The organism is Pseudomonas sp. SDO55104_S430, assembly GCF_054070595.1.
Map to the genome: position 1 here is coordinate 1 of NZ_JBSVXG010000238.1, position 8,412 is coordinate 8,412.

Consider the following 8,412-nt stretch of genomic DNA (forward strand, 5'->3'; position numbering starts at 1 on the left):
CCTTCGCGGGCAAGCCTCGCTCCTACAGGGGTTGGCGGTGTGCATACCGTATGGGCTACACCACCAATCCACTGTGGGAGCGGGCTTGCCCGCGAAGGCGTCGGCACAATCAACATCGATGCTGCCTGACCCACCGCATTCGCGAGCAAGCCCGCTCCCACAGTTTTGGATTTGCGTGTGCTTTCAGTCCCTGAGCATCGGCCGCAATTCGATGAACGGAAACCAGGTGGTGCCGTCGTCGAAGCTGACTTTGGTCAGGACCACGAAGCGTACGTCGCTGGTCAGGCTGCGCAGGAATGTTTGGGAGATGGTGGCCGAGACGCCGGCACTGGCTTCTGCCGGCAGGACCTGATGGGCGTCGAGCAGGGTTTCGGTTTTGCCCGACCCGCTCACCGTGAGGGTGATCAGGCAGCGGGTGCTGATGTAGGACCAGACGCGCTGGAAGATCGGCACGCCCGCGGCGGTGATTTCGCTTTTGTACACCGGGTCGCTGAAAGGCGCGGCGAGCTGGGCGCCGTGAAATTTACTGGCGGGGAACGCTCGCACTTTCAGAGTCAGGCGTCGGGAGGGCATTTCGGTGCCGTCGGCCATGTGAATGACGTAATACACCGGGATCGTCTTGTCGAGAAACCCGCCAATGATCGACTTGTCGATCTGCACCTCACGCGCATCCGGATCGACAGGCACACACACCGCCCCCGGGCTGCCCGGCTCCCCCAGGCAAACCTCCAGCCGATCGTCCTTATAGAAAATCGCCTCGGCAGGAATGATGACCGTCGCCCCCTGCAACGTCGCTTCCGGATTGAGCTCGGCCCAGTCCGCCGGGTCATCGTTGATTTGCCTGATCCAGGGAAATGGCGCATGACGAGGCGGTCGGATGGCCGCCACCAGCAACTCCACCGGATAGGACTCGCCACTGGCGTTCGTCGCCCGGTCCTCCACCCGATAAGTCACCTCCCGCTTGCCATCGCCCTGATAACGAATGAAGTCGCCGGTGAACGTCAGGGTGATCGGATCGTTGTAGTTGAGGCGTGTCAGCGGCTCGCTGCGTACCTCCCCCGAACCGCCATCGCCCGGATTTTTCCAGGTGGCGATCACCACATCCCCGGGCGCCGGGGTGCGGTAAACCGGAACGATGGCCAGCAACTGGTCGTTGTGTTGCGGATCTTCAAGATAGTCAGCGGTCAGCGCATTGGGCGGCAGCACCGCAGGCGGGAAAATCAGCTCGCTGGCATTGGCCAGAATCGGCGGGCTTTTATCGATGGTGACGTTGACCGGCACCGATTCACGGGTCGTGGAACCGTTCCAGGGCAGGACCCGATAGAACAGCGAATGAACCCCCTCCTCCAGCCTGGCCGCGGGCACCTCGGCCCAGAACTCGGCATCGTCGATCGGCCCTTCCAGTTTCCGCTCATGAACGGGCGTAGTTCTGTCATCAAAAAACAGCTGCAGCGTATCAATCATGCCGGGGCCCTGCGCCGAATCGCCCCACCGCTCGAACTCGACCCGCAGCGGCTTCAACCACCCATCCTTGGGCAGCAGGTTTTCCTGGCCGCCTTCGAACTCGGGAAGTACATCGATCAGATCGGGCGGCGCAAGGTCCACCCTGACTTCCTCAAATGGCTGCGACTGTCTGGACATGTCTGATTCCTCACTCATGAAAGCGAGCCGGTAAGACTACCGCTGAATGCCAGACCGACAGGACCCTGGATAAGTACGCGTCTTGTTAATCCTCAAGCGCTGATGCAGGCGCCCATCGACGCCTGCGTCGGAACGCATTTACCAGCTGTAACGTGCGCCGAAGTTCAAACCCCACGGCTGTTCGATCTTCTCGCCGTTGCTGTAATCGGCATCGGCGTGCAGCGAAATCCGCTCGCTCACATTCATCGCGACGCCGAAACCCAGCTCGCCACGGGAACCCGATAGATCGTTGGTGAAGGTGTTGTTGTTGACGTCGACGTCATTGTTGTTGGCGAACTCATGCACGTAGGCCGCACGAACATAAGGCTGCACCACCTTGCCTTCACCCAGGTCGTAGTTGCGCCCCACCGTGGCGCCGACCTTGCCCAGCAACGAGCGGGTGCGATCGCTATCGGCTTGCAGCCCGTTGTCCAGGTCGTAGCTCTGGCCCTTGACCACCAGTGCGGCAGCCTGCGCGTACGGCTCAACATAGAAACCATCGGCCAGCTTGATATGCCGCCCGAACTCCACGGACGCACCGACACCTTCAGTGTCGTAATCGCCCTTGGTCCGGGTGCCGTCGCTCAGGTGCACATCGGCTTCGTTCTGGTAGCGGTTGAATTTCAGCACGCTGTCCAGGTAGTAGCCGGTCTGCTTGTCCAGCCAGGTGGCGTAGCCGCCAATGTAGTAACTGTCCACGGTGCCGCTGCTGCCACGGTCCAGGTTCAGATCGGATTTGCTGTAACCGGCGAGCAAGCCCACCAGCCACTGACCGTCACCGAACGGCAGCGGCGCATCGGCGCCGAACGACAGGCCCTGCTGGTTTTGCTGGTAGTCCGCCACCCCGGTGCTGACATTGAACTTGTTGCCATAGGCGCGCACCCAGCCGCCGGCCTTGCCCTCGTCCAGGCGCAACTCGCCCATGCGGCTGCGCATGGTGGTGAGCTCGCCATAGAACACGGTCGGCAGGGCATCGGCCAATGCCAGGACAGTCTGAGTGCTCGGGCTGACCACTTTCGACGCCGTGTCGAGGAACCAGTCATTGCTGCCCTGCTGGATCAGGTCGTAGGAAAACGCCCCCAGATCCACCGGGCCGCCGACCAGGGAAAACGTTGCATCGCCACCACCGGTGTGAATGACCGGCAGCGAAGCGGCGGCCACCGGCTCGGAGCCGCTGGCATCAATCAACACTTGGTGATTGCCGGTGGCGTTGCCGGTGACGGTCAGGGTATCGACCACACCAAAATTGGTGTGCATGTAGAAGGTGCCGCCGGTACCGGACAGCTCGCCCACGGTCAGCTTGAAGAATTCACCGGGATTGCCGAACTGCACCCCGCCACCGTTAAGTGCCAGGTTGGCAACGCTGCCGTCACCGACCATCACCCAGCGCGCATCGCTATTGATGATCAGGCTGTTGACGTTGTCGAGCTGGCCGGTGAGCGTGGCCTGGTTCTGCAGGGTGAGATTGGCGGTGGCCCCGGCCTCGGCGCTGACGTCGCCGACCAGCGCGCTGTTGTCCACCACCATGTTGGCGATGGAGGTGCCACCGACTTCAAGGATCTTGCCGTTGCCGCCGGTCAGCGTCGAACCGTTCTCCACCCGGATATCGGCGGTGATGGGCGCCGCGCTGAAGTTGGTCACGCTGATCGCAGAGCCGCTTTGGCCCTCGACCTTGGTGCCGCTGAGCGTCAGACGGTTGTTTTGTGGAACATTCGGGTCGGTGGTCATGACGATGCCGTTGATGCCACCCTGAATCGTTCCGCCGGTAGCGGAGACCCGACCGTTGGCCATCTGCAAACCGAAGCCGGATGTACCGACCAGAGTGGTTCTGACCAGATCCAGCTCACTCGTACTGCCCACGGTAGCGCCTGTCGTGCCGCCGGTAATTGTGACGTCAGTGACCGTTGCCTTCGAACCTTGGTTGACCGGCGCACTGCTTTGCAGCGAAAGCCCGGTCCGGCCGGCAGTGATGGAGCCCCCTGAAATGGTCGCTGAACTGTCCTGCAAAAACACCCCGGTCAAGGCGGTCGTGGTCACGGTGGTGCCGGTCAAGGAGAGGGTCGAGCCGGTTTGCGCAGTGATGTCCTGAGTGCTTGCACCATTGGAAATCAGGTTCGAGGCATTACGCACCAGATAGGTGTCTGACGCGGTATTACCATCAATACGCTCCGTCTGGCCGTTATCGACAATGCCGGCCATCGTCTGAGTACTGGCCAACAGCAGGGGCATCAAGGTCAGCCACTTGATGGAGGCGGACAGAGGATTCAACGCGAATGCTTTTTCAGTTTTCATCAGACACCGCAGTAATAAAGGTCAAAGAATGGGTCCGCCTGACCTGGCGAACCCTGCTTGAACATGCAAAGGCGGCGAAGACTAAAGAGAAATCTCTTAAAAAAATGTAGGACTTATCCGAAGCAACACCCTTTTCTGTAGGAGCGAGCTTGCTCGCGATGTAGTCCGATGCACCGCTGGGTGTCAGGCTGTCAGCGTCATCGTTGACGACCATCGCGAGCATGCTCGCTCCTACAGAATTGGGTTCAGGGTCTCGGGATTCTGCAATGGGCATTGAGTTCGAACACGGCGATCATGATGCTGGCCAGCTCGGATTTCACATCGGTGCCCCGGACAACGATCTGGTACATCGCCTTGCCGTAGCCGAACTGATTGCCGGTGTCATAGGTGGGCTTGAGGCACTCCACATAGGGAATGAACCAGAGGAGGCCGTTGCTTTCCTCCTCCCTGGTCACAGTCAGCCGTTGCTGCCGATCGGTGTCCGGCAAAAGCGTCACATCATCCCAGTCAAAGGTTGCCCATGAAACGTCGACCTCCACGCCTTCCTTCAAATAGTTCGAAACCGGAATTTTCACGTAGATGCCCCACTCGCCGTCTTTCTCCTCCAGCCCATCGCAATTGATGAGGTCTCGGTCCGGGTGCTTGTTGGGAAACTCGATGTCAGGAAGCTTGACGATTTCAACCTCGACATCGATCAAGGTCGGCAGCGACTGTTGCGGGTTGATCAGGCCTGGGCGCGTGATGGTGTAGTGCAGCGGCAATTGCTTTATGACCGGAACCTTTTCGATATCCGCCCAGGGGATGACGATCGGGATTTTCTGGTCGACAGTCTCCGTCCCGACGATGGCATAGGCTGGTGACGAGACCGCTTCACCGTTCCAGTACAGCGTCAGCAGGTCGCCGGCGAGCACATGGTCAAGTATGTCCTTGGTCAGGGTGATCGTACCTTGGGCATCCTCGCCGATATCTGCGGGCACCAGTTCGGTGCTGCTGCCGCTGGAGCTGAGGAACTCGACCAGTCCCAGCAACGGGTTTTCCGGGCCGGGGCCGGGGTCGGGAGGGCCGGCCACTTTCAGGTTGACGTTGACGGTAATGGAGGCTTTCGAAGGAATTGAGTAGTCACCGCGATACACCTCGTAGTCCACCTTTATTGGCTGGCTGTCAGCCCCGGCAAAGTCGTATTCGCCGTTGATGACATCCCTCGGCACTGTGATCGTCAAAGGAAACGGCAGGTGCGCACTGATCGCCGTTCGCGGCAGGCGCGTGCCACCCCAGGTAATCACAATGCCGTCCGCCTCCTGATAATCCGCGATGGGGTCGATCCACACAGTGGTTGGAAAAGCCGCATCGGCGCGATCGATCACGCCATCGTCTTCGGCCAATGGGACGCTGCAGGAATCCGGGTCCATGGGCAATTTGCCCAGCGCCACTTGCACCGGTGTCGGGTACGGCATGTCGCTGCGGTTTCCGGCTTTGTCGTACAAGAAATAAACGATGTACATCAACATTGAGCCGAGTTTGCGGACCGAGGCCTCGGGAATGGTGATTTGACGAGTCAGGGGAAGACCGCCCAGAAAAACCAGTTCTTCGCGATCCGGCTCCTCTGTTGGTGGCTCTTTCAGCAATGCCACAGCGAGCGTGACCGCCCCCTTCTTCTCCTCTTCAAAATCAGGCACTTCGCAGTTGATCCCCTTGTCCCGTGCCAGGACCTCTTCGGTGATCAAGGGCTCATGAACAATGATGCTTTTCGGGACGCCCGGCCTGATCGGCCCGGTTCTGTCGAGTTCAAACGGCGCGGGCAGAGAGTCGATGATCGGGCTTAAATTCCAGGGTTCCAGGCGGCATCGAAGCTGAAACTTGCCTTCGATGCCTGCGGTGAGGTGAAGTGGAATTTCTTTCTCCAGCGGGAAATTACTGGACGGGAAATCGGTCGTGTTGCCGAACTCTTCCGCGGAAATCTGTACATATTGAGATTCCGGAACCGTGATACGTCGCATTTCGACAAAGAGCGTATTGACGAGGATGTTCGGGAAAACCGGTCGATCCGCCCATTCTTTGACCGTGAACCTGATAGGGTCATCCGCGAAATCGATGTGAATCAAACCATCAGCGTCGCCTTCGATAATGTCGGTCATGTCAGGCGGGGCCAGCTCCTCCTGTCGCCGGGCCCTGAACAACTGTTTACGGTAATCGCTGCGCACCTGTTCGGCCGTGCGTGTTCTTTCTGAATCTGCCATGTCCAGTGCTCCAAAACGTTCGAGTTAAACCACGAGCGTGCTCATGGTTTTCAAATCGGTTTTTGGCAGTTCGATTGATGGCTCGAACACTGCAGTACTACGTCCTGTCGTTCTGCCTGGCCGTTTGGGCCTTCGCGGATTAAGCACGCTTTGCGGATGTTTCGATACTGTCAGACTTGACAGGTGGGTTTTTATACAGGGGTGGCTTTACGGCCTGTGGAGTGTGCACGATCTGTAGGAGCGAGCTTGCTCGCGATGGTGGCTCGGACACCGCTGGGTGTCAGGCTGCCAGCGTTATCGTTGACGACCATCGCGAGCGTGCTCGCTCCTACAGGAAGCGGGTTTGATCAGATGACGAAGCGCGCCACCATCGCATTCAGGTCCACCGCCAGGCGCGACAGTTCGTGGGTCGCGGCGCTGGTCTGGTTGGCGCCGGCGGCGGACTGGGTCGCCAGGTCGCGGATGTTCACCAGATTGCGGTCCACTTCGCGCGACACTTGCGCCTGTTCTTCCGAGGCGCTGGCGATCACCAGGTTGCGCTCGTTGATCAGGTGGATCGACTGGGTGATCTGCTCCAGCGCCACACCCGCAGCGCGGGCCATTTCCAGGGTGGTCTGGGTACGCTGATTGCTCTGCTGCATCGACGACACCGCCTCGCCGGTGCCGTTCTGAATGCCGGCGACCATCTTCTCGATTTCCTGGGTGGACTGCGCGGTGCGGTGGGCCAGCGCCCGAACTTCGTCCGCCACCACCGCAAAACCACGTCCGGCTTCTCCAGCGCGGGCCGCTTCGATTGCCGCGTTCAATGCCAGCAGGTTGGTCTGCTCGGCGATGGCGCGGATCACGTCCAGCACCTTGCCGATGTCCCTGCCCTGCTCCGCCAGCCCTTCGATCATCATCGCGGTGTTCTGCACGTCGTGGGTCATGGTCTGGATCGCGTCGACGGTTTCCACCACGCGGTCGCGGCCTTCGCGGGCGGCCTGGGTCGATTGGCTCGAGGCTTCGGAGGTCGAGACAGCGTTGCACGCCACTTCTTCCACGGCGGCGGTCATCTCGTTGACGGCGGTGGCGGCCTGTTCGATTTCGTTGTTCTGCTGATGCAGCCCGCGGGAGGCTTCTTCGGTGACGGCGCTCAGCTCTTCGGCAGCGGCGCCCAGTTGCGTGGCGGAACCGGCGATCTGCTCGATGGTTTTGCGCAGGTTGGTTTGCATGGTGGCCAGGGCACCGAGCAGACGGCCCGGTTCGTCCTGACCATCGACCTCGATGGACTTGCTCAGGTTGCCGCCGGCGATGGTTTCGGCAGCCTGCACCGCGCGGCTCAAGGGCGAGACGATACTGCGGGTCAGCAGCCAGGCCAGCAACACGGTCATCAGCGCCGCCAGCACTGACACGGCGATGATGCCGTTCACGGCGCTGTTGTAGTTGCGTTCGGCAAGTACACCGGCTTCCTTGGCGCCATCGGTGTTGTAGGTCACCAACTGACCGAGCTGCTCGCCCATCTTGTCGGTGCCGTCCTTGATCCGGGAGTTGATCAGGCTGCGCATCTCATCGACGCGGTTCTGCCGCGACAGGTCGAGCATCTCGCGCTGGGCCTGCATGTAATCGTCCATGGTCGCGCTGAAGATCTTGTAGAGCGCCGCTTCCTGCGGGCCCGCCGGCAATTGGGCGTAGGCGGCCTGGGCCTTGCGCGCCTTGTCGTTGAGCACGCCGATGCGGGTTTCGGCTTCCTGCAGGCTGGCCGGATCGCGGTTGACCAGAATGCGGAACGACAGGATGCGCATGCGCAGCACGTTTTCGGTGACGTTGCCAAGGTAGGTGACGCTGGGCAGTTGGGTGCTGCCCATGTCGATGGAGGACTGGCGGATGATCGACATGCGGTTGACCGCGAACACCCCCAACACGACCACCAGCAAGGCGATGAAGGCGAAACCCAGGAATGCACGAGGCGCGATGTTCAGTTGACGCAAGGACATAGGACGATACTCGGGTAATAAAAGCGGCGAGCGTCCATGCCGTGATCACTGCCGGCCATCTGCGTGACCGATCAGTCAGACGCTGAACGCGTCTGTGATCTTTATCGGCGGGAGTTGCGGATGTTGATGGTGGCAAAGAAATATTTTTCGGCCAAACCTGAATACGATCTTCTGTAGGAGCGAGCACGCTCGCGATGGTCGTCAACGATAACGCTGGGCATCTGATGCCC

At 60.3% G+C, this 8,412-nt stretch carries 5 protein-coding genes; all 5 read right to left on the minus strand.

Translation table 11 applies throughout. From position 1 onward, the window contains the following. Positions 1-183 precede the first annotated feature (183 nt). The 5 genes from ACW9JE_RS26085 to ACW9JE_RS26105 all read right to left on the minus strand — a co-directional run bounded on the left by ACW9JE_RS26085 (position 184) and on the right by ACW9JE_RS26105 (position 8,182). Positions 184-1,641, minus strand: coding sequence for a hypothetical protein (locus ACW9JE_RS26085; RefSeq protein ID WP_457434369.1), 1,458 nt, complete (start codon positions 1,639-1,641; stop codon positions 184-186). 138 nt (positions 1,642-1,779) lie between these two features. Further along, positions 1,780-3,972: an autotransporter outer membrane beta-barrel domain-containing protein gene (locus ACW9JE_RS26090; protein ID WP_457434370.1), complete on the minus strand. Its 2,193-nt coding sequence runs from the start codon at positions 3,970-3,972 to the stop codon at positions 1,780-1,782. Continuing rightward, on the minus strand, positions 3,962-4,195 hold the full coding sequence (locus ACW9JE_RS26095) for a hypothetical protein (protein ID WP_224538576.1): 234 nt from the start codon (positions 4,193-4,195) through the stop codon (positions 3,962-3,964). The genes ACW9JE_RS26090 and ACW9JE_RS26095 overlap by 11 nt, the downstream gene beginning before the upstream one ends. A 22-nt stretch (positions 4,196-4,217) precedes the next feature. Then, positions 4,218-6,209 (minus strand): hypothetical protein, encoded by a 1,992-nt coding sequence (locus ACW9JE_RS26100; RefSeq protein ID WP_457434371.1) that lies wholly within the window; start codon positions 6,207-6,209, stop codon positions 4,218-4,220. A 347-nt stretch (positions 6,210-6,556) separates the two neighbouring features. Then, complete coding sequence (locus tag ACW9JE_RS26105) at positions 6,557-8,182, minus strand: methyl-accepting chemotaxis protein (protein WP_457434372.1); 1,626 nt, start codon at positions 8,180-8,182, stop codon at positions 6,557-6,559. Positions 8,183-8,412: the final 230 nt, after the last annotated feature.

What these genes read in the sequence shown, in the direction of transcription:
- ACW9JE_RS26085 (WP_457434369.1), bottom strand. Translation starts at nt 1,641, where the DNA reads ATGTCCAGACAGTCGCAGCCATTTGAGGAAGTCAGGGTGGACCTTGCG.
- ACW9JE_RS26090 (WP_457434370.1), bottom strand. Translation starts at nt 3,972, where the DNA reads ATGAAAACTGAAAAAGCATTCGCGTTGAATCCTCTGTCCGCCTCCATC.
- ACW9JE_RS26095 (WP_224538576.1), bottom strand. Translation starts at nt 4,195, where the DNA reads ATGCTCGCGATGGTCGTCAACGATGACGCTGACAGCCTGACACCCAGC.
- ACW9JE_RS26100 (WP_457434371.1), bottom strand. Translation starts at nt 6,209, where the DNA reads ATGGCAGATTCAGAAAGAACACGCACGGCCGAACAGGTGCGCAGCGAT.
- ACW9JE_RS26105 (WP_457434372.1), bottom strand. Translation starts at nt 8,182, where the DNA reads ATGTCCTTGCGTCAACTGAACATCGCGCCTCGTGCATTCCTGGGTTTC.